The organism is bacterium (assembly GCA_021372615.1).
Lineage (GTDB): Bacteria > Armatimonadota > Zipacnadia > Zipacnadales > UBA11051 > JAJFUB01.
Map to the genome: position 1 here is coordinate 45,943 of JAJFUB010000018.1, position 26,250 is coordinate 72,192.

General features: G+C 68.1%; 22 protein-coding genes and 1 pseudogene. 4 read left to right on the plus strand and 19 right to left on the minus strand.

Going from position 1 to position 26,250, the window contains the following annotated elements:
* Positions 1-48: 48 nt before the first annotated feature.
* From srlD to LLH23_02475, 3 genes are all read left to right on the plus strand, one after another.
* Entirely contained in the window at positions 49-843 is a 795-nt protein-coding gene (srlD, locus tag LLH23_02465; GenBank protein MCE5237336.1) for a sorbitol-6-phosphate dehydrogenase, read from the plus strand.
* Positions 844-1,104: 261 nt separating this feature from the next.
* A complete protein-coding gene (locus LLH23_02470) occupies positions 1,105-4,311 on the plus strand; it encodes a hypothetical protein (GenBank protein ID MCE5237337.1) in 3,207 nt (1,068 codons plus the stop codon).
* 76 nt (positions 4,312-4,387) lie between these two features.
* Positions 4,388-4,834, plus strand: a complete 447-nt coding sequence (locus LLH23_02475) for a copper amine oxidase N-terminal domain-containing protein (protein MCE5237338.1) — start codon at positions 4,388-4,390, stop codon at positions 4,832-4,834.
* 71 nt (positions 4,835-4,905) lie between these two features.
* On the opposite strand, the gene LLH23_02480 is transcribed toward LLH23_02475, so the two are convergent.
* From LLH23_02480 to LLH23_02490, 3 genes are all read right to left on the minus strand, one after another.
* Entirely contained in the window at positions 4,906-5,355 is a 450-nt protein-coding gene (locus LLH23_02480; GenBank protein MCE5237339.1) for a hypothetical protein, read from the minus strand.
* Between the two features lie 28 nt (positions 5,356-5,383).
* The gene (locus LLH23_02485) at positions 5,384-6,646 is read right to left on the minus strand and encodes a hypothetical protein (protein ID MCE5237340.1); all 1,263 of its coding nucleotides are present in this window, start codon (positions 6,644-6,646) and stop codon (positions 5,384-5,386) included.
* Positions 6,647-6,827: 181 nt separating this feature from the next.
* Positions 6,828-7,943: a hypothetical protein gene (locus tag LLH23_02490; GenBank protein MCE5237341.1), complete on the minus strand. Its 1,116-nt coding sequence runs from the start codon at positions 7,941-7,943 to the stop codon at positions 6,828-6,830.
* Positions 7,944-8,131: 188 nt separating this feature from the next.
* On the opposite strand from LLH23_02490, the gene LLH23_02495 reads away from it, so the two are divergent.
* Complete coding sequence (locus tag LLH23_02495; GenBank protein MCE5237342.1) at positions 8,132-9,550, plus strand: hypothetical protein; 1,419 nt, start codon at positions 8,132-8,134, stop codon at positions 9,548-9,550.
* 15 nt (positions 9,551-9,565) lie between these two features.
* Here the strand turns inward: LLH23_02495 and LLH23_02500 are convergent, their stop codons facing one another.
* The 16 genes and pseudogenes from LLH23_02500 to LLH23_02575 form a co-directional block, all read right to left on the minus strand.
* Positions 9,566-10,948 carry a hypothetical protein gene (locus LLH23_02500; GenBank protein MCE5237343.1) on the minus strand — a complete coding sequence of 461 codons (1,383 nt, stop codon included), beginning with the start codon at positions 10,946-10,948 and terminating at the stop codon, positions 9,566-9,568.
* A 92-nt stretch (positions 10,949-11,040) separates the two neighbouring features.
* On the minus strand, positions 11,041-12,432 hold the full coding sequence (locus LLH23_02505; GenBank protein MCE5237344.1) for a sugar transferase: 1,392 nt from the start codon (positions 12,430-12,432) through the stop codon (positions 11,041-11,043).
* A gap of 14 nt (positions 12,433-12,446) precedes the next feature.
* On the minus strand, positions 12,447-13,634 hold the full coding sequence (locus tag LLH23_02510; GenBank protein MCE5237345.1) for a hypothetical protein: 1,188 nt from the start codon (positions 13,632-13,634) through the stop codon (positions 12,447-12,449).
* An 88-nt stretch (positions 13,635-13,722) separates the two neighbouring features.
* The gene (locus LLH23_02515) at positions 13,723-15,111 is read right to left on the minus strand and encodes a PqqD family peptide modification chaperone (protein MCE5237346.1); all 1,389 of its coding nucleotides are present in this window, start codon (positions 15,109-15,111) and stop codon (positions 13,723-13,725) included.
* A gap of 295 nt (positions 15,112-15,406) precedes the next feature.
* Positions 15,407-15,793 (minus strand): annotated as a pseudogene (locus LLH23_02520) (flavodoxin family protein).
* Positions 15,794-15,906: 113 nt separating this feature from the next.
* Complete coding sequence (locus LLH23_02525; GenBank protein MCE5237347.1) at positions 15,907-17,637, minus strand: hypothetical protein; 1,731 nt, start codon at positions 17,635-17,637, stop codon at positions 15,907-15,909.
* Between the two features lie 223 nt (positions 17,638-17,860).
* Positions 17,861-18,904, minus strand: a complete 1,044-nt coding sequence (locus LLH23_02530) for an SPFH domain-containing protein (GenBank protein MCE5237348.1) — start codon at positions 18,902-18,904, stop codon at positions 17,861-17,863.
* Positions 18,905-18,989: 85 nt separating this feature from the next.
* The gene (locus LLH23_02535; GenBank protein ID MCE5237349.1) at positions 18,990-19,454 is read right to left on the minus strand and encodes a hypothetical protein; all 465 of its coding nucleotides are present in this window, start codon (positions 19,452-19,454) and stop codon (positions 18,990-18,992) included.
* Position 19,455: 1 nt separating this feature from the next.
* Entirely contained in the window at positions 19,456-19,974 is a 519-nt protein-coding gene (locus LLH23_02540; GenBank protein ID MCE5237350.1) for a hypothetical protein, read from the minus strand.
* Between the two features lie 64 nt (positions 19,975-20,038).
* Complete coding sequence (locus tag LLH23_02545) at positions 20,039-20,851, minus strand: DUF1559 domain-containing protein (GenBank protein MCE5237351.1); 813 nt, start codon at positions 20,849-20,851, stop codon at positions 20,039-20,041.
* A gap of 17 nt (positions 20,852-20,868) precedes the next feature.
* Positions 20,869-21,771, minus strand: coding sequence for an amidohydrolase (locus tag LLH23_02550; GenBank protein ID MCE5237352.1), 903 nt, complete (start codon positions 21,769-21,771; stop codon positions 20,869-20,871).
* Positions 21,772-21,884: 113 nt separating this feature from the next.
* Positions 21,885-22,427, minus strand: coding sequence for an NADH peroxidase (locus LLH23_02555; GenBank protein ID MCE5237353.1), 543 nt, complete (start codon positions 22,425-22,427; stop codon positions 21,885-21,887).
* A gap of 27 nt (positions 22,428-22,454) precedes the next feature.
* The gene (locus tag LLH23_02560) at positions 22,455-22,898 is read right to left on the minus strand and encodes a transcriptional repressor (GenBank protein MCE5237354.1); all 444 of its coding nucleotides are present in this window, start codon (positions 22,896-22,898) and stop codon (positions 22,455-22,457) included.
* A 224-nt stretch (positions 22,899-23,122) separates the two neighbouring features.
* On the minus strand, positions 23,123-24,193 hold the full coding sequence (locus tag LLH23_02565) for a hypothetical protein (protein ID MCE5237355.1): 1,071 nt from the start codon (positions 24,191-24,193) through the stop codon (positions 23,123-23,125).
* A gap of 95 nt (positions 24,194-24,288) precedes the next feature.
* The gene (locus LLH23_02570; GenBank protein ID MCE5237356.1) at positions 24,289-25,161 is read right to left on the minus strand and encodes an AAC(3) family N-acetyltransferase; all 873 of its coding nucleotides are present in this window, start codon (positions 25,159-25,161) and stop codon (positions 24,289-24,291) included.
* 81 nt (positions 25,162-25,242) lie between these two features.
* Complete coding sequence (locus LLH23_02575; protein ID MCE5237357.1) at positions 25,243-26,130, minus strand: hypothetical protein; 888 nt, start codon at positions 26,128-26,130, stop codon at positions 25,243-25,245.
* Positions 26,131-26,250: the final 120 nt, after the last annotated feature.

Consider the following 26,250-nt stretch of genomic DNA (forward strand, 5'->3'; position numbering starts at 1 on the left):
CCACAGCACACATTGCGGCAAGATGATCGCTGGAGCGTGGAGATAGAGATGTCTGAACCGAAACTAGCAGGGAAGTTCGCACTCGTCACCGGTGGCGCGCAGGGCCTGGGGGCGGCGCTGTCGGAGCGTTTGGCCAAAGAGGGCGCGAATGTGGCCGTCCTCGACCTCAACGGCGAGGGCGCGCAGGCAGTAGCCACGAAGCTGGCAGCCGACTACGGCGTCAAGACGCTCGGGGTCGGCTGCGACATCACTGACGAGGCCAGCGTGGCGGCGGCGTTCGAGCAAGTCAGGAGTGCGTTCGGCCGCCTCGACCTGTGCATCAGCAATGCCGGGATCCTCATCTCGGGGCCGATCGCGGACTTCGATGTCGCCAAGTGGCACAAGGTCGTCGAGGTCAACCTCGTCGGCTACATGATCATTGCCAAGTACACGGCGCAGATCATGATCCCGCAGGGCTCTGGCGTCATCGTGCAGATCAACAGCAAGTCGGGCAAGAAGGGCAGCAACAAGAACAGCGCATACGCCGCCAGCAAGTTCGGCGGCATCGGCCTGACCCAGTCGCTGGCCCTGGAACTGGCCGAGTATGGCATCCGCGTGAACGCCCTGTGCCCGGGCAACCTGCTGGACTCGCCGCTGTGGCAGGACAGCCTGTACGAGCAGTACGCCAAGCGCTGGGGCCTCACCGTCGAGGAAGTGCGCCAGAAGTACGTGGATCAGGTGCCGCTCAGGCGCGGGTGTGTGTACGAGGATGTCGCCAACGCGATGGTCTTCCTGTGCCTGGACGACAGCTCGTACATCACCGGCCAGGCGCTGAACGTGGACGGCGGGCAGACGATGCATTGACGGCAGGGGTCAGGTGACGGGGAACAGGGGACAGGAACGGCAACGACAAGGCGCCCGGCGATGAGCCGGGCGCTTTCGTTTGTGGGAGGAGGGTGGGAGGGGGGAGGCGAAGGCTGATCAGGTGTGGGAGATGCGGCGATTGCTGGCGCTATTCAACGCAGATTCTGCGGCGAATAGCTGTTCATGCGGCGAATAGGGGCGTTATTCACCGCAAGAGACGCGGCGAAGGGCTTCTGAGCTACAACCCACGGGAGGGCGGTCATGAGAAGCTGCGCTTGTCTGTTGGCGGTCATGCTGGCGGTGGGGGCCCTGGCGGCGCCGGGGGCGAAGCCCATCGGTAACGAGGTGTGGATCAACCACCTGCTGCCGCTGCCCAAGCAGGTCAAGATCGAGGGGGTCGTGACGGTGCGAGCCGCGGCCGTGGCTGTCCGCACGGCGGCCAATGCCACGGATGTGGAGCTGCAGGCAGCGAAGGAGGTCGAGGCGGCGCTCGCGGGCGCTCCGCCGATCTCTCCTGCGAGCGCGGGCGCCACGTCCGCGCCGCCCCCTGCCCCTCCGGCGGCCGGCGGGGGAACGGCTGCGGCCGGGCCCGGGAAGGTGAAGCCTCAGTTCGAGATCACCCTGGGCCGGTGTGATGAGAAGGGACGCCTCGAGGGCAAGGTCATCCCGGAGGCCGCGACCCTCGCCAAGAAGCCCAACTCCGACCAGGCGTACTGCATCGTGCCCGCCGGGAAGGGCAGGCTGGTCATCACGGCGCTGAACCCCAAGGGGCTGTACTACGGAGCGCTGACGGTGGGGCAGCTAGTGACGGCGGGCCGGATGATATCCGGCCCCTCCACTGTCACCCTTCCCCTGGTGCGCGTGGTGGACTGGCCGGACTTGTCCGAGCGCGGCGTGTGGGGCGGCTATGCCGTCCCCGACCTGGAATGGATGGCCGCCCAGAAGCTCAACCTCATCGAGAACCACTCGACCCTCACGCTCGATGCCGACGGCAAGGGGGTGGCGACGTTCGACCCCGAGGTGGTGACGCGCGGGCGGCTGCGGGCGATGAAGATCGTGCCCATCATCACCCACATGGACCAGATGCAGGGCAGCGGCATGTTCACCCGCTACCCGGAACTCAAGGGCGTCGGGCCCAAGACGCAACTGGTGCCCTCGCTGCAGACCGCGTGCTGGTCCCAGCCGCTGGCGGTCAAGATCCTTGGCGACTGGGCCACCGACCTGGCGCGCAACCCCGACATCACCGACCTGTGCATCTGGCTGAGCGAGGACCCGGGGTACTGCGAGTGCGACAAGTGCAAGCAGAGCAACCAGTTCGTGCTGGAGACGCAGGCCTGCATCGCGGCGTGGCAGGCGGCCCAGCAGGTCAACCCCAGGCTGAAGCTGCGCATCCTGCTCACCCAGGGCACCTACAGGGACAATGACAAGGTCCTGGCCGCCGTCCCCCCCGACGTCTACGTCAGCTACTATGACGGTGGGCGGACCTATGACTCCTCGCGCGACCCGATGATCTACCCGCTGCTGGAGGACTACGCCAAGCAGGGCCGCTGGCTCGGCGTATACCCGCAGATCACCGCCTCGTGGCGCATCGTCTGCCCCTTCAGCTCCCCGCAGTTCATGCGCTCCCGCATGACTGAGTTCGTGGACAAGAAGCTGTCGTGCCTGTGCGGGTATGCCACGCCGAGCATGCGGTTGTGGGACTTCAACTCCGCGGCCGCGGCCGAGTGGGGCTGGAACGCCCACGGCCGCGATGAGCGGCAGATGGCAGTGGCCTGGGCCACGACGCGGGGGCTGTCCGACCCGCAGAAGGCGGCGGACTGGGCCATGGCGCTCGGCGACGTGAGTTGGGATGTGTACGGCTCGCGGGTGCCCTATGGCGCGTTCTTCGGCGAAGCCGGGAACATGATCAAGAACCGCGCCAGGCCGGTGCTGGGCAAGGGCATGTACCGGTACTTCGACTCCGAGCAGAAGCTGACGCAGAGCCTGGCGGCGTGTGAGAAGGCCGGACAGCTTGCGGCGGCGCTGCAGTCGCCGGCCATCACGGCCGAGACGCAGGCCGTGACCGGGTATGTGAAGATGCTCGACCAACTGTACCGCATGGGCACGTTCATCACGCGCGCGACGCCGCCGACCGACGCCGAGCGCCTGGTCCTGCAGCAGGACCTGATGGCCTTCGCGGAGAGTGGCGAGAGCGTGAAAGCGGGCCTGCGGGCGTGGGCGGAGGCGTGCCTGCCCGGCCGGGCCATCGGCGGGCGCCTTACCGATACGCTCGACATCACCGACAAGACCGTTGCGACTGTCAGCGAGGCACTGGCGCCCTTCGGGGTGCGCAACCCGGTGTTGCCGTACCTGCGCAAGCGCGTCGGGGGCTGGCAGGACGACGACTTCGAGGCCAAGCAGCGGCTCACCAAGAGGTGGGACGTGACACCGTACATCCAGGGGCCGGGGGAGTACCGCCTCGATCTCGTTCACGAGAGGGGCTGGCACGGGATCAGCGGGTACTCGGTAGCGTTGGCCACGGCGGCGGGGCCCGTCACAGGGATGTTACCAGACGGCGTCAACGTGACAACCACCGTCTTTACCGTTGTCGCGAAGGATGAGCACACCAGCTCCATCGGCTACACGCCGCGCGACCCGGTGTATGTGCTGAAGCTGCCGACCTATGACCCGCAGGCGAAGTACTTCATCGTGGCGGACATCCAGGGCGTGAAGTCCAGCGACAAGCCACCGGAACGGCGCGGCTGCCAGGGGAACGCGAACCTGTGGCGGGTCCGACAGCCGGACGAGAAGATCGAGATGCCACCGCTGCTGCCGATGTCCGACGGCGAGAAGGCGCGCTACGGCGGCCCGCAGTTCGGCAAGAGCGGGCTGCGCGTGGGCGTCGCCCAGGGCGGCTATGGGTCAGAGAGCCTCCTCCAGGCGGCACAGGCCCTCAGCGGCGTGGACGCCCAGCCGGTGTGGCTGATCTCGGACAAGAACCTGCAGAACTGCCAGGTGCTGATCGTGACGCAGCCGCGCGCGGGCACGGCGATCAGCGAGGAGGCGGCCAAGGCGCTGGGACGCTTCGTGGAGCGAGGCGGCGGCCTGATCGCCACCCATGACGCGGTCGGCTATCGGCAGTGCCCGGTGGCCTTGCCGCAGGTAGCCAGGGGCATCCGGCACGTGCGCGTGGAGCAATGGGCGATGCAGGGAAGTCATCCGGTGTGCGCGGGCTTCACCGTCGGCCAGGGAGGCCGACAGAGCTACTACGACGCCATCGTGCTGGAGCCCGGGGCGGGGGCGACGGTCGTCGGCGTGGTCGGGGAGGAGAGCAGCCCGGTCATCGTCTGTGGCGAGGTCGGCAAGGGGCGCGCGGTGCTGTGCGGGCTGGGCCTGGCCTTTACGGCGACGGACGACGCGGACTGTGCGCCGACGGCCGACGAGGCACGACTGCTGGGCAACATGATCCACTGGTGCGGGCGGCAGTAAGGCCGCTGCGACGACACAGGTGTAGCCGGCGAGTAGGGAGCAGGACTGCGCAACCACATTCCGGGAGGTGTTAGTGATGGGACGCAGGCTGGTGTTGCTGATGGCCGTCCTGGTGGTCACGAGCAGTATGGCGATGGCCCAGGAGTGGATTCAGAACCCCGCGGGTTACATGGAGATCTCCATCCAGCGGGTGGAGGAGGGATCGCGCCTGCTGATCCAGATGCGTCCCATCTTCGAGGCGCTCGACTGGGTCGTGGACTGGGCGGCCGGCAGCCAGACGATCACCGCCACCCACCAGAGCGGCCAGTACCGCATGACCATGCAGATTGACAACCATCTGGTGCTCGTTAATGGCGAGCAGTTCAACCTCGACGTGCCGCCGCGCCTGATCTACGGCAGCACCTTTGTGCCGCTGCGCTTCGTGGCCGAGGTGACCGACTGCCAGGTAGACTACATGGTGAGTGATGTGAAGATCACCGGGCAGGACGGGACGGTGCTGGTGGTGCACCTGATTGAGGACTGACGCGATACGAGGGGACGAACGCACTACGAACGCCCGGCTGATGCAGCCGGGCGTTCGCGTTCGGGAGGAGACTACTTACTGCGGCTGCCCTGGGTGCCTGCCTTGCCGCCCGCTCCGCCCGGCCGCATGCGGCTGTGCATGGCGGCCTGCTCGGTCTGCCACCTCTTCCACGCCGTCTTCTGCGCGGCGGTCAGCACGTTGGGGATGCGAGCGTCCAGGGTGCTCTTCACGTAGTCAAGCGTCTTGGCCGCGCTCTGGAAGTCCCGCTTCTCACGGGCGGTCTTCAGAGCGGTGTTGCGGGTCTTGTAGGCCCAGGCGTAGCTGGGCTTGAGCTTGGCGATCTGCGCGGCGCTGAGGTTGACCTCAAAGCACAGCGCCGTCCACGACTGCTCGACGTACATCATCGAGCCCATCATGCCTCGTCCCCCGCCGCCCGGTCCCTTGCCGCCGGGTGGCTGGGCGAAAGCCACCCCTGCCAAAGCAGACGCCGCCAGCACAGCGACGATGAGTCGCGTTCTCATTTCGAAACTCCTCCTGTGTTGCAAGACCTCATCGGTATGACGCGGGTCGGGTTACCGCCATTCCCCCTCCCGCGGGGAGCCGCGGGGTCGCCCGCTCCAGCTCCAGGTACAGTAGCGCCACCATCGCCAGGCTGACGAGATCGGTCAGGCCGCCGATGAGATGCCCGATGATGCTGGCGCCCATGGGAGCCTCGAACGGCGAGAGCGTGGCGTGGAGGGCCTGCAGGGGGAAGAGGATGAGTAGGGCGCGGAGGGCGAAAACCAGCAGATCGGGAGCGTGCGCCCGAAGCAGTTGCCAGTGGCGCCGTAGCGCGCACGTGATGTCGGCGCGGTCGCGCAGGATGATCCAGGGCACGAAGAGCAGGGCGAGCTGCAGCAGCACCGGCAAATGCCATAGCAGCCCGGCGCTCCCCGCGAGGGAGTCACTGCGCACGGGAAGGGCGCCCTGAAGCAGCGACCACGCCAGGGCCGGGGCGACGAGGACGAGGGCCAGGAACCCCGTGAGGGGTATGAGGCACGCCATGGTCCCGCGGAGGGCCAACCCCAGCGACAGGTGGCGCCGCCCCTGGGCGACTTGCAGCAAGACGTGCCACAACGGCCCGTACAGCGGGATACACGCCAGCATGGTCAGCGCGTGCACCAGGGGTGGCAGCCACCCGGGGAACCCCTGGCCCTGCAGGCGCACGAGCACGGCCATCAGGGCCAGCGGAACCAGCAGGTAAGCCAGCGCAAGGCGTGGCTGCAGCACGTTGGCCCGGCCCAGCCAGTCAGGACGATGCCAGACCAGGGAGGCGAGGCACAGGAGCACGAGGGTGGTGAACAGCAGTTGCGAGTAGCCGCCCCACAGGTCAGCGCGCAGGGAGTTGGGGCCGGGTACGCTGTCGTCGAGTGCCTGTCCCGGTAGCCTGCCGTGGAGGGTGCGGAACTGCTCCCAGCCGTCCCTGAGCAGCACCCCTACCGGCCTCTCCTCGAAGCGGAAGCCGCCGAGGCGACGCTGTGCCATGTCGGGTCGGTGGGGCCGGGAGTCGTGCGCCGGGGCTCCGAGCTGGCGCATGAGTGCGGGCCGCTGGAAGCCCCAGTAGACCACCCCCGAGAGCAGCCAGAAGCCCAGCAGCGGAAGCATGAACTGGCGCGCGCGGGCCAGTTTGCCGATGGCCTGCACGAAGAGGAGGGCCGGGTGGCGCAGCGGCGAGAGGCGCCTGCCGCCGGACCGCGCCTGGTCCCATTCGGCGAGATACCACAGGAGGATCGCAACGGCGGCCAGCGCGAGCCATGGTCCGGGGCCGGGCACAGGCTCTCCCCCCTTCGGGGCGATAGTAGTGAGACTGTGTTCACTTGCAGTGTAGACTGCGCCGGGCGGCGGGCAAGGCAGCGCCAGCGGCGCGAAGCTGCCTTGCCCGGTCGCGGGGCCCCGCCCGCCTGCGCGCTGCGCGCTACGGCGGGCACCCCGCGACTCTCCTACTGCTGCCCTCTCAGCCTCTCCGCGCCTCCCACGGCTCGGGCTCGGGGATGCCGAACATCGCGCGCTTCTCGCGCAGGTAGTACAGATAGTCCTCGTAGGTCACGTCGGGCGGGCAGCGGTGGTCGCAGTGCGGGATGAGGCCGCCCTCGTTCACCAGCGGCTCCAGGCGGCGCAGCTCGGTGTCAATGGCCTCCTGGCCCGCGGCCATGGCGCGCTTGTTGACCCCGCCCATCATCGGGCAGTCCTTGCCGTAGAGGCGGCGGATCGCCAGCGGGTCGCTGCCGCCGGCCACCTCGACCGGGAACATCACGTTCACGCCGCCCTCGAGCCAGCAGGGCAGTACGTCCATGATGTTGCCGTCGCAGTCCACGTAGAACAGGTCGCAGCCCGACTGGCGCACGAAGTCGGTGATGCGCTTGTAGCGCGGGGTGAGGAACTCGCGGAACATCTTGGGGCTGATGATGCAGCCGTGGTTGAAGCAGATGTCTTCCCAGAAGGCGCCGGCGTCAATCCGGACCTCGCGGACGGCGCGCTCGAGGACCTTGAGGACCAGGTTGGTGTGGGTCTCAACCATGTCCTCGATCAGGTCGGGCTGGTCCAGGCACATCATGGCGATGTTCTCGAAGCCGACCCAGTTGCGGAAGGTGCCGAAGAGCGAGCCGAGGCCGACGACGACGGGGCAGTCGGAGGCATTGAGCTGGGGGACGATCTCGTCCCAGTTGTCCGGGTAGCGGCCCGGCGTGTCGGGGTCCATGCGCTCCTTGAAGCGCTTCCAGCTGTCCCAGTCCTTGATGGGGAACTCCAGGTAGCGCGGGATGGACGAGTGGCCGTCCTTGAAGGTGATCTTCTTCACCCCGTCGGCGTCCTGGCTGATGATGTGCTCGTCGGTCTCTTCCAGAACCTGTCCGCCCTGGAAGCCGGGGAGCAGTCCGACATTCACCGGCACGCCACGGCGCGGGGCAAAGCCGAAGAAGCGGTCAGCGATACCGTTGTTATTGATCTCGCGGGGGAGGCCCTGTTCATGCCAGACGGGGAAGGTCTCCTCCCAGTAGCCGAATTCCTCGTCGGGGACGTGATCCACAGGCTGGAAATGCAGGGCGTTCAGCCAACGTTCGCGATGGGTCATGGCAGTGTAGGTTCCTCTTCGCCGGGTTGTGGACGCTGGTTCGCTGTCCGTGCGACAGGCACCTGCCGGGATCGGGGGCTACGGAGGACCGCAGCGGAGTTGTGCGGAAATGCCATATGTAACCCTGGCGTCGCCGGAGGCTCATCGCCATCCACGTATGTCACACTAGCTACTGGAAGCAGCGTCCCGTGTTAGGCCTGTTGTGCCTGGCGGCATGGGCCGGCAGCGCGAGCGGCGGGCCGGCGCAGGCGCGCTGGGCGGTGGAGGGCGCGGAACTGGCGCCCATCCACGCCAGCTTCCACGTCCACACCCAGTGGGGCGCCTGGCGGCACGGGGAGGGACAGGTGGACACCGTGGACCACGGACAGTGCGAGACCCCTGACCGCGTGCGGGTCCGGGCGGCGGCCACCGGTTTGCAGCTCATCGCCTTCACCGACCACTGCTTTCAGCTAGACCCGTGGGAGTGGGGGCTGCGGCCGTGGAATGCGGTCCGGCTGCCGCACCCGGAAGCGGATTGGCGCAGGCTCACTATCCTGGGCAACAGCGGCGGCGAGAGCAACCCCGACCAGTGCCTCGCCCTGGCGGGCTTCGAGTGGACACCCGGGGCAGACTGGTGGGACATCGCCAACCTGCGCTGGGGACATGGCAGAGTCGGGCACATCAACGTCTTCTATCCCGATCTGGGCGCGGACGACATCGGCAACGACGCGAAGGCCAGGACCCACCCGGTGCTGTACGGGCGACGGGTGAACTCCGGCAGCAAGGCCTTCGCTCGCGAGGCGCCCATGGCGGCCGTGGACTGCCCGGACCTCAAGTCCCTGTATGCTCGCCTGCGGGAGCAGGTGAAGCGCGGCAGCAAGCCGTTGGCGCAGTTCAACCACCCCGTGACGAGGCTGGGCGGCGGACAGCGCAGCCGCTCGGTCGAGGCGTTCCCCGGTCACTTCAATGACTTCGCCTTCGACCCTCAGCTCGTGGACTGCTTCGTGCTGCTGGAGATCGCGACGACCACCGCACGCAAGCTCGGCACCAAGCGCATCGTCTGGTGCGACATGCTGGACAATGAACCGGCGTACCAGCGAGCGCTGGCGGCCGGGTGGCGCCTGGGGCCCGCGATCGGGGTGGACAACGACGACGAGCGATTGGCTGCGGCCGCCTCGTCCTACACCGGGGTGTGGCTGCCCCCAGGCCCCTTCACCCTTGCCGACGTGGCGGCGGCGCTGCGGCAGCGCCGCGTGTTCGCGACCGAGATCCCCGGCCTGGCAGTGACCCTCCAGGCCACGGACGGTAGCGGCAAGGTCACGCCCATGGGGGGAGAAGCCCAGGCGCCGCAGGAGGGCAAGCTGCAGCTGCAGGCGGACTTCCTGATGGAGGACGGCAGTGCCGTCCCGACGCTCCTGTACGTGCGGGTCGTCGAGGTGCGGTCCAGCGGCGACAGCGCCGTGACCGACACACAGGTGGAGGACGGCCGGGCCACCGCCGAGGTCACCCCCGGCGCGCACACCCGCTGCTACTACGTGCGCGCGGCGTGCGCACCCGCAGACCACGGCCCGGAGCGGGGCCTCATCTCGGCGCCGATCTGGGTCAGGAGGCCGGCTCCCCGTCGGTAGGGCGCGTGCCTTCCCCTAAGCCCACAATTCCCCGATCATCTCCAGCAGCCGGTCCACCAGCACCTGCCCGCCGATGGGCCCCACGGGCCCGTCCACGACCTCGGCCCCATAGCTGCGCGAGGCGAGGGCGCGCGCGGTGGGCAGATAGCCGCCGGAGCGGGGCCCGGCCACCTCCGAGAGCTGGACGACGAAGGTCTGTGTGGCCGGGCTGCGCGCCTTGATCCTCTGGCCATGGTCCAGGAACAGTTCGAACGGGCACGTGCACATGGCGATGTCGCCCAGGCGCAGGACGTGCACCCGCACGGCGTAGGTGGGCTCGGCGTCCTGGCTCATGTAGCGATCCATGACGCGGCGGTTGCGGTTCAGCATCATCATCCGGGTCGAAACCTGGGCCAGGTTGTCGGGGTCCACCTCGCGCTGTTCGTGCTCAGCGTGCTGCTGGGCGGCTTCCTCGTACTGGGCCCGCGTCACGCGCCGGACGGGCAGATCGAGCGTCCGCGTCACGTGCGCGAAGGGCGGGTCCTGCTGGACATCCGCAGCGACCAGGGGCAGCACGTCATCCACGGCGTTGGCGATGCGCCGGCCGATCTCCTGGCGCTCCGTCAGCCCGCGCCGCTGCAGCATCAGCTTCTCCGCCGGTTTGTTGAGTAGCAGGTGGGGCGACTGGTCGCCGGCGGCGGCACACTGGGGGAGGACGAAGAAGTCGCTGCCGTGCCGCTGCCATAGCTCTTCGCGCACCTCGTGCCAGAAGTCGGCCGAGACGTACAGGGCGCCCTCGGTCTCCTGCGACGGGCAGGCGAGGTTCACGAGGACGCCCGTCGGCTTGCCGGTGGAGTCCCACGTATAGAGCAAGTCTACCCCGTGGTCTTCGTAGCCCTCGATGCACTCAAAGTCGGGCACGGCGGTCTGGCCGTACATCTTGGAGAAGCCGCCGGCGTAGTGCGCGCGGCGGTTGTGGCCGACGACAGCCTGTCCGTAGCCCCAGCTCACGCCGCCGGGCGCCCGACCTTCCCAGGCGCGGACCGCGGCGTCCGCCATGCCTTCGATCAGCAACTGGGCGTACTCGGTGGGCGTCATGGCCCCGGCCGGAGGCGGCGGGTAGATGCCCTCGGTGACGCACGAGGCGGTATGGGCGTGCGTCGCACTGGCGGTAACGCACTCCGGATCGAGGCCCGGCAGGCGCTCGGCCAGCTTCGCCCGCACGCCGCTGATGATGTGCGCGGGGACGCTGACCGAATCGATGGAGAGGATGATGGCCTGACCGTCCTGGCTCTCCAACGCCAGGGCCGTGGCCCGCAGCGGGTCGTTGACATGAGTGGAGATGCGCGAGTGAAACTGCCCGTGCAGGATCACGGGCCTGTCCGGTGTGACGTCTGCCATGGCCCAACCGATGTGCATGTGCGTGCTCCCTGGTGCTTGTGTGAACGGCGGCCTACCCCCCAGCCCCCTCCCTAAAGGGAGGGGGAACGGCAACGGCAGACGGCGACGGCTCAGTACGCGCCCTTGCCCAGGATCACGATGGGGAGGGTGCGCAAGAAAATGGCCAGGTCCAGCAGCAGCGACTGGTTGCGGATGTAGTAGAAGTCGTACTCGATGTTGTCGCGCAAGGGCAAGTCCTTGCGGCCCAGGATCTGCCACAGGCCCGTCAGGCCCGGCAGGGCTTCCAGGCGGCGGCGCTGCCAGGGCTCGTACTGGCTCACCAGAAAGGGCATCTCCGGCCGCGGGCCAACGATGCTCATGTCGCCCTTGAGGACGTTGAGCAACTGCGGCAGCTCATCCAGGCTGTACCGCCGCAGCCACCGACCCACCGAAGTGATGCGCTCATCGTCGGGCGTGTCGGGCGAGGGCGCATAGGCGTCGGTGTCCGAGCGCATGGTGCGGAACTTGTACATCGTGAACTCCCGGCCGTGCAGGCCCACCCGCTGCTGCAGGAAGAGTGCCGAGGCGCCGGTCTGGCGGCGGATGGCCAGCGCAATGCCGAGCAGGAGCGGCCCCGTCAGGACGAGCAGGATCGCGGCGCCCAGGACGTCGCACAGGCGCTTGGCGGTCTGCTGCACCGGGCCGAAGGCGCGCCGCCGCATCTCCAGAACCGGCAGGTCGGCCGGCCCGGCCAGCTCAGTGGCGGCGGTCAGCACCTGCAGCGGCCCGGCGATGATGAGGAAGTCCACATGCGCGACGTCGCTCTCGCCGATCGCCCGCATCAGCGCCTGGCCGGGCAGCTCGGGGTCAGCCACCAGCACCTCGTCCACGCGATGCTCGGCGATGAGCCGCGGCAGATCGTGTAGGACGCCCAGCACCGGTACCCCCTCGATGGTGGCAGGGGCGCTCTCGCTCACGGTCACGAATCCGGCAACGTCCATGCCAAAGCGGCGATCCTGCAGGCGTGAGAGCACGATGCGGCCCAGATCTCCGGCGCCGATGATGATGGTGCGCGAGAGCATCTGGCCGCCGGTCAGTACCCGCTGGCGGTAGCGCCCCAGCGTGTAGCGCTCCGCCCACGTGAGCAGCAGACCCAGGGCCCAGAACTCCAACAGGATGGCGCGCGAGTAGTTGTGGTGGGCCAGGAAGCTGGCGGCGGCGATCATCAACACCGCCAGCGAGACGGCGCGCAGGTCATCGCCACGGGCGGCGATGGCGTTGAGCGTCCGCCGGGGCTCATACATGCCGACCAGGGCGAACACCACGAACCAGATGGCCATGACGATGGGCAGGGCGCGCAGATAGTGGGTGACGGGGTGGCGCAGGGGCTCGAGGAACCAGGGGGCGTAGTAGGCCCGCAAGGCGAAGGCCAGTAGCACCGCCAGGGCGCAGACGACCAGATCGCTGAGCACCAGGAGCGCGATGAAGTTGTTCTCGAATTGCCGGCGCGGAGAGGCCAACATGACGGGTCAGGGCCCTACCACTGCTCTTTGGTGGCGCGATCCAGCTCGCTGCCCAGGGCACTGAACATGCCGTCGAGCGCTGCATTGGACAGGCCGTCGCCGATCGTCTGCTTGAGGCGGTCGGCCAGATCGCGCGGGTGCTCCGCCGCGAACTTCTCATCGAGCACGACCGGCAACAGACGGTCCCACAACTGGTGGAACTGCAAGGCGGTGCCGGGCGCGCGCAGCTTCAGATCAGCCAGTTCGGCGTGCATGTCCTGCTCCTGCTTGACGCCCTTGACGCTCTCGGCCATGCGCTGGAGCCCCTCGGCCACGCCCTTCGTGATGCCCATGAGCTCGGCCACCTGCGCGATGCCCCGCTGCAGGTCCTGGGTCTGGTCGTGCAGGCTGACCATCTGCGCCAACAGGGCGTCGAAGTCCGGCGCGTCCCCGTGCTTGGCCTCGGCGATGGCCTCAAGGATCTCATCCAGGGCCGCCTCGCGGCAGGCGCCTTCCAGGTCGGTCTGCAGGCGGTGTTGCTCGCGCTTGAGGCGCGCGATCTCGGCGGTGCGCAGCCGCCAGGCCTGCTGGAGGTTGGTTTCCTCCTCCGCGACGTTGGTTTCCATGGTGTGCCACGAGTTGCGCACTTCGGTCAGGCGAGCGTTGGCGTCGGCAAGCTGGCCGCCGAGGGCCTCGGCCTGGTTGCGTAGCTGCTTCACCTTGCCGGACTGCAGGAGCCAGCCCAGGCCGCTGCCGGCGGTACGCCATTCGGCCATCTTCGCTTCGAGGGCCTGCTGCAGGTCGCGCTCCTTGACCTTGAGCTCCTCTTCGCGGGCGTTGAGGCGGGGGTTGTTGGTCTTCAGAGCGGTCAGGCGGGCCCCGTTCTGGTCTTCCACGGCCCCCCGCTGCTCCTCCAGGCCGGAGAGCTCCCGGGCCAGGTCGTCCAGGCGCTGACGCTTGGCCTGCTCCACTTTGGGCAGACGCTCAGCGATGGCTGCGGCCAGCCACGCCGGTTGCTGCCAGCCGTGCTGCTCCACCCAGACGGCCACCTGCGCCTTGGTGTTCTCGAACTGCTGCTGGGAGTCCACCAGCCGGGTCTCGAAGGCGCGCTGAATCTCGTCAATCTCCTTCACCAGGCCGGTGATCTTCTGGCCCTGCGCGTCCATGTACTGCAGCATGGTGGCGAGGTCGTGGAAGGCCTCGGGGGTGGCAGTGGTTGTCATGTCAGATCGTCCTTCGCCGGTGGTCGCGGTCGGTGACCGCTCGTACAGCAAGGCCAGGCGGCATCCGCGTGGGCGGCTCAGTTGCGTATTAGCTTACGTTCACGCCCTGTAGGCGGCCGATCAGCCGCCGCTTCAGTTTCCACTTCAGCTCCGCCAGCGGGCTCTTGCGCGCGGCGCAGGGCAGCTCGCCGAAGCCATGCTGCTCGTCCCAGTACAGCGGGCACGCGCCGCAGCAGATACGGCTCATGTCGCAGTCCTCGCAGGCGGGTGGCAGGTACTCCTTGTTGCGCCAGTACTTCGCGGCGCGGCGGTTCCAGATCGTCGCGAAGGGCTCATGCACCAGGTTGCCCAGCCCGTGCTCGAACGAGGAGCAGGGCAGCACCTGCCCATCCGGCGCCACCGATAGCAAGCCGCTGGCCGCCGCGCAACTGTTGCTCCCCAGGCCGATGCTGAGGGGGTTGAACAGGCAGTACGGCAGCGGCGAATACCAGACCATCTTCAGGCTCAGGGCCTGCGCGCGCTCGTGAACGCGCGTGACGATGTCACCGATCTGTGTGTAGCCGACCTCGTTGCCATCGCCCGCCGCGCCGCCGGTGCGGATGACCATGTTCATCGAGAAGTAGCCGTTGCCCAACCCGCAGGCGAGGTCGGGCAAGTTGACTACATCCTCCACGTTCTGCGGGCAGATGGTCGTGTTCGTGTGCGTGTGGATGCCCCGCGCCTTGAGGTTGCGGATGCCCTGCAGATTTCTGTCGAACGAGTCGGGCGTACCGGTGACAGCGTCGTGCACCTCTGCCGTCGAGCCCTCGATGCTGACCTGGGCCGAGTCGAGGCCGGCTGCGGCGAGGGCGTCGGCCAGCGTCTCATCGCTGCAGCGCACGCCGTTGGTGATGAGGTTGGCCCTCATGCCGAGGCTCTTGGCGTAGGCGATGAAGTCGGGCAGCTCGCGCCGCAGTGTCGGCTCGCCGCCGGTGAAGGAGACGGTCGGCACATGGGCCTCGTGGCGGATGCGGTCCAGGACCCGCCGCACCTCATCGGCCGTCATCTCCGGCACTTGCCGCCCGCGCTGGGGCGCATCGGCATAGCAGAACGGGCACTTGTGCTGACAGCGATAGGTCAGCGCGATCTCCGAGAGCACCGGGTACTTGATCTCGTGGCTGCCAAAAGGCGTGAACTTCACGGCCTCGGCGCGCGACCAGTCCTCCTGCAGCAGGCCCGAGAGGGTGCTCAGCAACTTGCGCAGGTCCTCGGCTACGCGCTCGGGCGCGGTGTCATACTCGGCCGCGACGTCGGCGACGAGGCGAGCCGTGTCCACTTCCTCCTGCGCATACAGGCGGCCGAGCAGCTCGCAGGCCGTCTCGTTCAGATGGTGCGTCTTGTTCGGACGCATGATGACCAGCCGGTCCTGCGGCCGGATGAAGATGTAGTCGCGGGTGGAAGCGACGAACTGTTGGGCGAAGCGTTGTAGGTCGGTCATGTTCTGAATGCGGAACGATGAATGATGGGGGCGGAGGCCGTTGGAGCGCGGCTCTCCAGAGCCGCACCTGGGCCGCAAACGGCTGCGGCTCTGGAGAGCCGCGCTCCGACGACTAGGCCTGTGCCATCTCCACGCACTTCCCCCCCAACTCGCGTGCCGCCGCCAGGACCTCCGGCTTGCTCGCCACGAGGCCCTTCTTCTGCGCCACCACTGACACGTGGCCGGCCCACGGCGCCTCGAAATGCGCCGCCCATACCTGGATCGGGTCGGTCACCCACTTGTGGTGGTGCGGGTCCGGCGCGCCATGCGCGACGAGGGCCGCAAAGATCTTGCCCTTCATGCCGTCCACCAGCAGCGGGTTGACGTAGTAGCACGACCAGCGGTCCACGAAGGCCTTCAGTTGCGCCGGCAGGCCCTGCCAGTACACGGGCGCGCCGAAGACGAGGATGTCGGCGGCCAGCACGCGCTCCAGTGTGGGCATGAAGTCGTCATCGGCGTGCACGTCCACGCGTTCGGAGAGCACATCGCCCACCGGACCGATGGGGTGAATGTTCAGATCATCCACGAAGATCTTCTCCCCGTCGCCGCCGGCCTCGCGGACGCCCTCGAGGAAGGCGTCGGCGAGTAACTCGGTATTGCCGCCCTTGCGGGGTGAGCCGATGAGGATGATGGCGGTGGGCATGGTTGGGTCTCCTTGCGTCGCGGTGCCGTAGGAGCGCCAGCATCCTGCTGGCAGCCGTTGCCGTCCGCGCTTGCCGACGGCCTGTGCCGGCTGGCAGCCGGCGCTCCTACGGCTCAGAAGCTACTCACACAAGCACTGTGGCACGCGCTATGGCACGCCGAATGGCATACACAGGCGCTATGGCACGCGCTGTGGCAGGCATCGTGGACACAGGCGCTGTGGCAGGCGTCGTGGACGCAGGCGCTGTGACAGGCCGAGTGGCAGGCGCTGTGGCAGGCGTCGTAGCCGACGGCGGAGGCCACGCGGTCAGCCAGGCTCTGGGCGCTGTCGGCGACGGCTGCCGCCGTGCTCTCGACCTTCTGGGCCGCGCCGCGCGCGAAGTCCTCGACGCCGCTAGCGATGCTGTCGGCACCACGGGTGAGGGCGTTGTCGCCGCCAGTGTACACCGTGTCCAGGTTGTTGTCGCGCCAGCGCTGGTCGTAGTCGTCGTGCAGGATCAGCCACGGCAGGTTCTGGTTCCAGCCGTCCTGCGACCGCGTCCAGGTGTCGCGGCGTCGCGCTTCGTCCCAGCGCCGCTCGATCTCGTCCTGGTAGTGCTGCCGCGTGGCCGCCTTGTCGGCGTTCCAGACCTTGATCTCCAGTGACTTCGCTACGGCGTCGAGCACATAGGGCACCCGCGCCTTGTCCAGCGTGCCGTCCTCGGCCACAGAGGCCAGCAGAGCCTTCTCGTAGTCGGCCAGGTCCGGCGCCTGCGGCTGAAGGATCTCCAGTTGCATGGGCCGCCGGTTGACGATGTTGACGATCCCGCGCGCCGCCAGCGACATCACGAGCAGCGTGAGGACCTTCGCCGAGTCGCCCAGGTACATCGCCGCCTCAATGGCGTTGAGGTCCGGCACGACGCCGGGGGTCTCGTACGTCTCGATCTCGATCTCCGGCGCCTCGTAGAGCTTCTTGGTCGGCGGGGGCTTGTGCCCCAGCACCCACAGGCGCGAGACGCCGACGGTCAGGAAGGTGAGCAGGCCGAGGGCCAGCAGTATCTCCAGGGGGCTCAGGCCCGGGCCGCGGCGGCCCTTCTCGGCCTGCTCGCCCTGCGGGTGCCGCCGCATGTCCTCGATCTGCCCCTGCGTCGGCACGGAGAGGCCTGCGGCGGGGACGTAGAACTTGACGACAGCGTCGGCGCGCAGCGAGGTGTTCCGCTGCTTGAGTTGCACCGACAGGTATGCCTTGCCGGTGTTGTCGGGCGTGGGGTAGAAGTCCACGTCGTCGAAGCCGCCAAACGCCTGCTTCTCGGTCAGCAGCCCTGCCGCCTCGACGACCTGCTGGGTCACTTGCTCGGGCTTGTCTATCCCGGCGGGCAGCTCGAAGGGGGTGATGAGGTCAATCTGCTGCAGCGTGATGGGCAGGTCCCACTGCGGAGGCGACCAGGCGACGGCCAGGTAGTCCTTGCCGTTGACGGTGGTGTGGTCCACGATGGGTGTGACAGCGAGGTACTTGATGGTGACGGTGTAGACGGTGCCGCGCTCGGTGGTGAGGCCCAGGTCCGCGCGGTACTTGCCGTCACCCAGGGGCTCCAGCGTGACCTTGGAGGTGCCGCTGTCGGACGCGATGGTGCTGCTGACGATCTTGTGGGAGGGGCGGAAGGGCCCGAGGGTCTTGATCTGCGAGCGCCCGCCCTCGAGGTCCTTGAACACCAAGTCATACGCCACGGTGCAGGCGCCGTCGGAGTGGATGACCACGCGGCTGTGGGTCTTCTGCAGCTCGACCGGGGCGGCGTGCACGAGGCCGCTCGCCACCGTGAGGAGGATGAGGGTGAGCAGGCAGAGCCTCAGGTGTGACATGCGCATGGTTGTGCCTCGCGGTTGATTGCCGGTGGCCGAGTGCCTGACGGAGGGAGGAACGCGAAGGGCTGCGGGGTGATGGGGCCGCCGCCGCGTACGTAGTGCGGGCTTCCAGCCCGCCGCAGGTCAGGCCCGAGGACTCAGGGCGGGCTGGAAGCCCGCACTACAACCTCCCCGCTGACCGCGTTCCCGCCTCACCGTTCCCGCCTCACCGTTCCCGCCGTCGCCGCTACACTGCCTTGCCGCACTCCGGGCAGAACTTCGCGCCCGCCGGCATGGGCTTGCCGCAGCCGGCGCAGAAGGCCTGGCCGACGGGCTTGCCACACTGCGGGCAGAACTTGGCCCCCGCTGGGACCGGATGGCCGTCGGGGCATGTTCCCCCGCCGGCAGCGGGCGCGGTGGGGGCCGCTGCCGGAGCCGGGGCGAAGGCGTCCTTCATGGCCCCGGCCATGGCGGCGCCCATGCCCACGCCTGCGCCCATGCCCACGCCGACGGAGGCCGCATCGCCTGCGCCGCCCCCGGCCTGCGGCATGTCGCCGATGGCCTGGGCGGTGCGGAACTGCAGGAACTTGCGCAGATCGCCCGCCGCCTCCATCCCGGCGCGCTGGTCAATCATCGCCATGACTTCCTCGGGCGGGGTGATCGCCTCGACGAGGAAGTCCACCAGCTCCAGACCGTAGTTCTCGAAGTCCTCGCCCACGCGGGTCTTCACCCCGGCGGCGATCTCATCGTACTGGGTGGGCAGGTCGAGGATCGTCTTGAGCTGGCTGCCCAGGATGTCATTGAAGCGCGAGACGATGAAATCGCGCAGCCAGGAGGTGATGCTGTCGGTGTCGTAGCGGTTCTCGGTGCCCACGACCTCGTTGACGAAGAGCTGCGGGTCCTGCACACGGCAGGTGTACGCCCCCAGGGCGCGCAGGCGCACCATGGCCAGCTCACTGTCGCGGAAGATGATCGGCTGGGCCGTGCCCCACTTCAGCCCCGTCAGCGTGCGCATGTTGACGAAGTAGACCTCGGCCTGGAAGGGCGTCTGGCCGCCGAAGGGGATCTTGATGAGCTGCTCGAGGAGGGGGATGTTGCCGGTGGCCAGCGTGTGCCGTCCGACCCCAAGCACATCGAGGGCCTTGCCGTCGCGGAAGAACACGGCAGTCTGGCTCTCGCGCACGGTGAGCTGCGCGCCCAGACGGATCGTGCCCGGCCCGTACGGTGGCCAGCGATGCACGATCTCCTGGCCGCTGACGTCCTGCCATTCTATGACATCGAGAAGGTCCATCGTGTGCCTCCTGGGAGCGCCGGCTGGCAGCCGGCGAGGTCGTCCTCCGTAATGGTCGCGGCGCGTCACCGCCCACACAGTGCGGCTAGTCGTATACCCGGAGTACCCGCAGGTCCATCTCCTCGCCGCCCAGGCGCTGTACCACGCCGTGCACATCCATGAACAGCAGCACGTGGCCCTCGCGCTCATAGTGGCGGTACTGGCCGACCCAGAAGTCGGCGTGGCCGTCGCGGCCGGAGCGCTCGCCCCGGGCCTCGCCATGATGGCGCAGGCGGTAGATCATGTGCTCGACCGTCAGCTCGGCCTCATCGGGCAGTGTCTCGACTTCGGTCGCGGTGATGCTGTAGAGGCGGTCACCGATGAGGGCGAGGGTGGAGACGGCGGGCGGGCTGGTAGCCGGCCCCGCCAACGGTTCCGCCCCCTGCTCCGCCGCCAGTCCGAAGACGAGCCAGGTCAGGGCCGTGGCGCGGCAGTGCATGACGCTGTCCAGGGCGTAGACCCCCTCGGGCAGCTCGATGGCATCGCCTGGGCGCGCGGCTGTGAGGTCCATGTCAGGGCGCCAGTTCCGCCGCGACTTCGCTGCGCTGGTCGAGCATGCTGCTGAACTCCTCGATCTCATCGCCGAGCTGGCGCAGCATCTGGTCGAAGTTCTGCTGGGTCCCGCCGGTCACGGCGTCGGCGGCGGCCTCAATCTGCGCCAGAGTCTCCTTGAGGGACAGGTCGTAGTCATACATGCGGCCCAGCTCGGCTTCGTTCACCTGCGCGGCGTCCAGGAAGCCGGCATAGCCGTAGGGCGCATGGTCGAGGCGGTCGCGGGCGCGCGTGAGGCGCCGGCCGATGCGGTCCAGATCCGTCACCGGCTTGAACTCCCCGCGCGATTGCAGCTCGCGCTGGAAGCCGATCAGCTTCTGCCGAATGCCGTCCACCAGCCCGACCAGGTGGTCGCGCAACAGGCGGTCGGCGGTGCGGCGCTCCTCGCGCTCGCGGTACCCCTTGTAGCCGGGGATGCGGTCCAGCAGCTTCTTCAGGGCGTTTGCATCGTGGGGAATGCGGTCGAGCAGGTCTGCCATGGACGCGGCCTCCTCACGTCGTGCTGGGAGGCTGTTCGCCGGGGCGGGCGGGAGGACCTGCCTGTCAGGGCGACGCACCGTCGTCGCCAGGGCGATGCACCCAACGGCAGTGCCCGTCCACGTAGCCGACGTTGTAGCCCTCGCTGTGCGGCGGCGGAGCAGAGCCGTCCAGGAAGCCCTTGTCGAACAACTGAAGGACCTCGGAGGGGGTCTTCACGCTCCTGGCCTCAAGGCCATAGAGCTGCTCGCCGAACCCGTAGCTGTCGGGAGCCTGGCTGGTCGGGCACAGGAAGATCTCGCGGTTCCTGACATAGGGGTAGATGCGTTGCCGCCAGTCATCTGGTGCGAAGGGCGCGGGCGTGGCCCCCGCTGCGGGACGCGGCGGGAGGCAGCCGTCGTTGTCCGCGCAGTACTGAAGCATGGCGAGGGACAACTGCTTGACGTTGCTCAGGCAAGACGACTGACGCGCCTTCTCCCGTGCCTTGGCGAAGACCGGAAAGAGGATGGCGGCGAGTATGGGGATGAACACCAGCGCCAGGAAGCACACCGCCCCGACAATGATGAGCGCCTGCATGCTGTCCCGCTGCCGCGGGCGCGACGCGGCATACTGCACCGGCGGGGGCGGCGCGACCGGGGGCAGGCTGGCGGCCTTCAGGACCGCCGCCAGAGGCTGCCATTCGCCCTGACCGATCTTCACCTGATCCCCCGGCGCGAGCCGCCGCTGGACTCGGGCCTCCTCGAGGTCCTGCCGCGTGTACGGGCCGTATACCTGACCCGCCCGCGCGAGCCAGAACGACACCTCGGCCTGGCAGGCAGGGCAGGTGGCGGATGTTGGCGGCAGCTCGGTGCCGCACTGCGGACAGGTGGCCATCGTCATGTCCCCCTTGGTGATGGTCAGTCGGCTGGCAGTCTGAGCAGGCGGGCTGCGTTGTCCCACGCGATCATGCGCACAGTGTCCTCGTCGGCCCCCGCCGCGCGCAGCAGGTCGGCCATCGCGGCGACGCTGGGCGGGTAGGGGTTGTCCGCGGCGCTGGTGGCCGGGAAGAGCACGCCGTAGGGCGGGAAGGGCGGGCCGACGCGCGTGACCCAGTCCGTCCCTGCGATGATCCGGTCGTGCGGGATGCGGTCCAGGGCGCTCTTCACGCCGGGCGAGCTGAAGTCGCGGATCTCCGCCCACATGTTGTCCGGGAAGCGCCCGTAGCGGCGGTCGAGGTCATCCAGGTAGCCATCCACGACCGGCGGGAGCTTGTCGGTGCCCACGAAGTGGGCCAGGATGTACCGCGCCTCCGGGACCTTGTCAACCAGGTCGCACAGGTCAGCGAGTTCCTCGTTCCCCGAGGTGAAGAGCCCCTGCGCGCTGTTGGAGGTGGAGATGTGCACCTGCACCGGCACGCCAAACTCCACGGCCCGCCGCACGAGCGTCTCGACCGCCGGGCTGTCCATGCGGAAGTCCATCATGTACTGGAGCATCTCGCCAAGCAGCGGGAAGGCGAACTCGCCGCAGCACAGGTCCATGGCCTGCAGCGCGAAGTCCAGGTGATGCGGGTTGACGCAGCACGCGCCGTAGAGGCGGCCGGGAGCGCGGCTGACCAGACTCTGGATGAAGCGCGCGGTATGGAGCTGCCCGTCGGGCTCGTTGATGATGCGGGAGAGATCGGCACTGTCGGGGCTGATGACAAGCCGCAGGTCGGCCTCGTCGGCGTCGAGGACAGCCAGCAGGTCCTCCAGCAGGTGCTCGCGCCGGCTGTCGTCGGGACCGAAGCTGCTGACGTGGACATGGGTGTCAAGCCAGGTCATGCCTCTCGTTTCGGCCTCCGGGCCTCGGGGACCTTGCGGCCGAGAAGACAAGTCGCCCCATGGCGGGCGCCATGGGGCGATCTGGGAGGTCAGGTGCGGCAGTCAGGAGGCGGCTACGCGCCGAAGTAGCGCTTCAGCAGGCCGTAGAACCCGGCCGCATGGCGCGCCTCGTCCTTGCAGGCCTCGTGGACGCAGTCGTGGATGGCGTCCTGGTTCTCGGCCTTGCTGCGGGTCGCGATGTCCTTCTTGCCAGCGTTGGCGCCCGACTCGCCGGCCACGAGCTTCTCCAGGTTCTCCTTAGTGCTCTCGGACACGCCGCCGAGCAGTTCGCAGAACTGGGCGGCATGGTGCGCCTCTTCCCACGCCACGCGCTTCATGGCGTCGGCGATCTCCGGATAGCCCTCACGCTCGGCCTGCCGGGCCATGGCGATGTACATCCCCACTTCGGCGCACTCGCCCTGGAACTGCATCGTGAGGTCCTGCTCAAAGCCCGTGCCCTTGGCCACGCCGAGCTTGTTCCAGTCCACGAGCTGCAGCAACTCAGCCGCCGCGGCCAGTTGCTCGAACTTGGTGCTCGGGGCCTTGCAGTTCGGGCACTCCTTCGGCGCCTCCGACCCTTCGTGAACATACCCGCAAACAGTGCAGCGCCACTTCATGTTCGTTCCGTCTCCCTTGTGTGTGGTCTATGGTGTCTCGTGGGCGCAGCGCCCACATGTTCCCTGGATCAGGATGTCGCGGACCGTGAAGCCTTCCGGCACATCGGGCGGCTCGGCCATGGGCCCCAGGTCCCAGACGGTCCCGCACTCGGTGCAGATCGCGTGCTGGTGGTCGGAGGTGTCGGGGTCGAAGTGGGCCTTGCTCTCCAGGCCGTCCAGACGGCGCACGAAGCCCAGTTGCTCCAGCGTGTCCAGCGTATTGTAGATCGTGGCCGGCGCGACACACCCAAGCCGCTCCCGCACCTCGGCCACGACGGCCTCGGCGGTCGGGTGGGTGCGGTTCCCGGCCAGTATGTTGAGCACCGCCCGCCGTTGGGGGGTCATGCGCGCCCCTCGCTCGCGGAGCCGCTTCTCGGCTTCCCGGGGGCTCAGCATCGTGCCGTAGACATTCGCTCGTTCACTGTTGGGCATGTTCGATCAGCGCCTTGAGGGTTGCGTCATCTACTGAGGCTTGCACAACTCAGGGAGCCAGGCCGTGGGTGCCGCGTCGTGTGCGGCGGCACCCGCCGCCTGAGTGCTTCCTTACTTATCTGGATGGCTTCTTTAATTAGAACGACTTCATCTTAGCGCCAGCAACCGGGGCTGTCAAGGGCTTTTCTGCGGCAGGTGCGGCGGGCGTCGGGGCCGCCCTGGGTTCAGAAGGAAGCGGCGAAGTCGTGGATGGCGCGGACGATCTCGGGATAGCTCGTGCGCCAGACGCCGGGCGGAACGTTCTCGGAGATCTGGATCTGCAGCCGTCCCGAGTTACCCGCCTGCTGCACAAGGCCCAGGGCCACCTCGTAGATGTGCTGCGGCTCGGCTATGTGGACGGACGAGGGGAAGTTGGCGAACAGACGCATGTGTGGCCACATCGCCAGGGCCTGCGCGACCGAAGTGTCGTTGTCCGGCGGCGGGGAGAACGAGTCAATGCCCTGCAGGCCCGACTCGCCGATGGCCGCCCACAGCGGCTGCAGGTCGCCATCCATGTGGCAGAACGTCCTGATGTCCTGTTCGGCGAGCATGGCGGCAAAGCGCTGGTACAGCGGGAGGCAGTACTGGCGGAAGTAGCGCTGGCCGATGGTCGGGGCGGTGATGTTGTCGGGAATGTCCACGAAGGGGACCGGGACTGTCCGCGCGGCCGCGCAGACGGCCTCGAAGACCTGCACCTCGATGCGCTCCAGTTCGCCCGTGACCTCTGCCATCAGCTCCGGTTCGTCTACCAGGTGCAGTGCCAGGTCCGTCAGGCTGACCCACTGAATCCAGAGCTGCTGGTAGGGCGTGCGCATCACGGCGGCCATGGGGAGGCCGTCCTCGCCGAGCGCCTGCCATGCGGACAGGTAGCCGTCCGCGTTCACCGTCACCGACACGTCGCGCAGGTAGGACAGCAGGAGGTGGTAGTCCGCGACCTCGGTGACGTAGTGCTTGTGAGCGGCGGTGGTGTTGTAGGTCGGCTCGTAGAGGCGCTCCTCGGTCAGCGCACCGGCGGGGGTGATGAGCGTGTTGCGGACGGCGCGGCGGCCCCCGCTCTCGAACTGCTCGGTCTCGGTGTGGCAGTGGGGGGCATGGAGCGCATGGAGCGCCGACCACTGCAGCACGCCCATGTTCCCGCGGCCCACGTGCGCCCAGACTTCCTCATTGGGCGCCGCGATGCCGCTGTACTGCACGAAGGGCACGCGGTCCACCTCGTGCCCGGCGATGACGGCGAGAATGCGCTCACGGTTGGTCATGGTTGGGTGTAGCGGCGCCATTCATGGCGCCCCTTGGTGTGTTGGGCGCGATGAATCGCGCCGCTACGGCACGCCCGGCAGGGCAGGTCGTGCCATTAGGAGCCCACAGCGTCGTGCAGCCACTCCAGGAACGAAGGGACGCTGAACCACTGCTCCGGCTCGGCTTTGAGGATGGCCAGGATGTTGTCCACCATCACTTGCGCGCGGACGCAGCGCAGTGTCGCCGAGCCGATCTTGCCGAAGCGCACCAGGCCCATCTCGGCGAGCCTCTCCCCCATCTTCTGGAACGGGTAGCGCGCCCACACCAGCGGCGGCACGTTCGGGTCGCCGCTGCTCAGCATGGGGTACCACTTCATGAGCGTCTCGAGGTCCCACAGCCGGGCCGCCAGCGCCTCGCGCTGCTCGGGCGGGGCCTGCTTTAGTGCCCACTCCTGGAACCGCACCTCGCAGTAGTGGCTCATGGTGTTGACGGTGAAGTCTACACCGATGAAGCAGTAGGCCGCGTTCCAGTCGTAGAGCCGCTGCCACGGGCTGGCCTCGGCGAAGGCCTTGTCGCCGTAGACGCAGTGGCGCAGCCCGTAGGCGCCGTGATCGGCGGTCAGCTCGGCGGCGCGCTTCCCGATGGCCGAGACCGAATGCGTGGGGTTGTTGCTGCGGATACTGTCGGGGCGCTGGCGGAAGGTCTCGGTGATGATCCCCGGATACGAGGGGGAGGTGTTCACATCGAAGTCGGCCAGGTTCTGCTTGCCGGTCCACCACAGCGTCGGACAGGCGACCGTGCCCTCGGGCCCCACCGCCTGCAGGAAGCCCTCGATGACGGTGTTCGGCCCGCCGACGACATCGCCCATGGACGACAACGAGCTGTGGAACATGACGGTGTCGCCGGGCACGACGCCGACCTCGCGCAGTCCCTCCGCGACGGTGTCGGCGGTTACCTTGAGCTGCTTGTCTCCGCGTTCGGGGTCCATGTTGCCTCCTGAAGGCGCCGGCTCGCCGCCGGCCTGCCAGTGTCTCGGTCGCTCGTGCGGACAGTTCGCGTCTGTGGCCTGTCAGTCCTCGAAGAACCCCCGCAGGAAACCATCCATCGGCCCGTCGTACGTCGCTTCGGCGAGGAACTCCGTGCCCCGCTGGTTGCCCCAGGAGTACGTGATGACCGTGCGCCCCGCAAACTCGCAGAAGTCAATGTCCGAGTTGTTGATGTTCAGCGCGCCCGCGATGCGCTCCCGCTCGGCAGCGGTCAGGCGGTCGTTCGCGATGACCTTGTCTTCATCCGAGGCGGCCAGCACCGGGTTGAGCGGACTCGCCTCCCATGTGATGAGATCGCGGGAGCGGACGACCCGCTGGTCATACTGCGGCCCTGGCAGGGCCTCCAGGTAGAAGTTGTAGTAGAAGCCGTCGAGGTAGCGCAGGGCGTGGGGCGCGGTGTAGCGGTCCTTGGAGTAGGTGCACTCCGGGGGCGTCAGCGTCCACGTCCGCAGGTCGCGCGAGGTCGCGAAGCGCGCGGTGAAGGGCACCCCGGCGACCTCCGGCGGCTTGCCGACCTCGAACATGAGCACATACTCGTCCTCGGCCCGGCACATCGAGGTGTTGAATATGCCCCAGCCGGGCAGGTTCAGCGCCGGGCGCGTCTCCCAGTTCTCCATGTCGTCCGAGACGAACAGGTCCACGCGCTCCCCGTCCCAGATGTTGGTCCCGGTGACGTACAGAACGTCGTCCTCAGCAAACACATTGCCCAGATGGTAGCCGACTGCGAAGCCAGCCGACGGCGCCCCGGTCGCGTGGTCCACGAAGCGGAAGTACGAGTCACCCGTGGTGTTGCCCGCATAGCGGGCGCGGACGTACTCGAAGCGGTAGAGGCGCTCGCGGAAGACGACGGGCGTGGTCTCCACGAGGTCACAGTCAATGGTGCCGAGTTTGCGGATGAGGGGTGCGGGCATGTCGGTGCCTTTCTCCCCCTCCCTGCAGGGAGGGGGTCGGGGGGTAGGACGCCGTTCATCACCGCCACCAACGGCTGCCCACCCCCGCCGCTGCGCGGCGACCCCTCCCTAAGGGGAGGG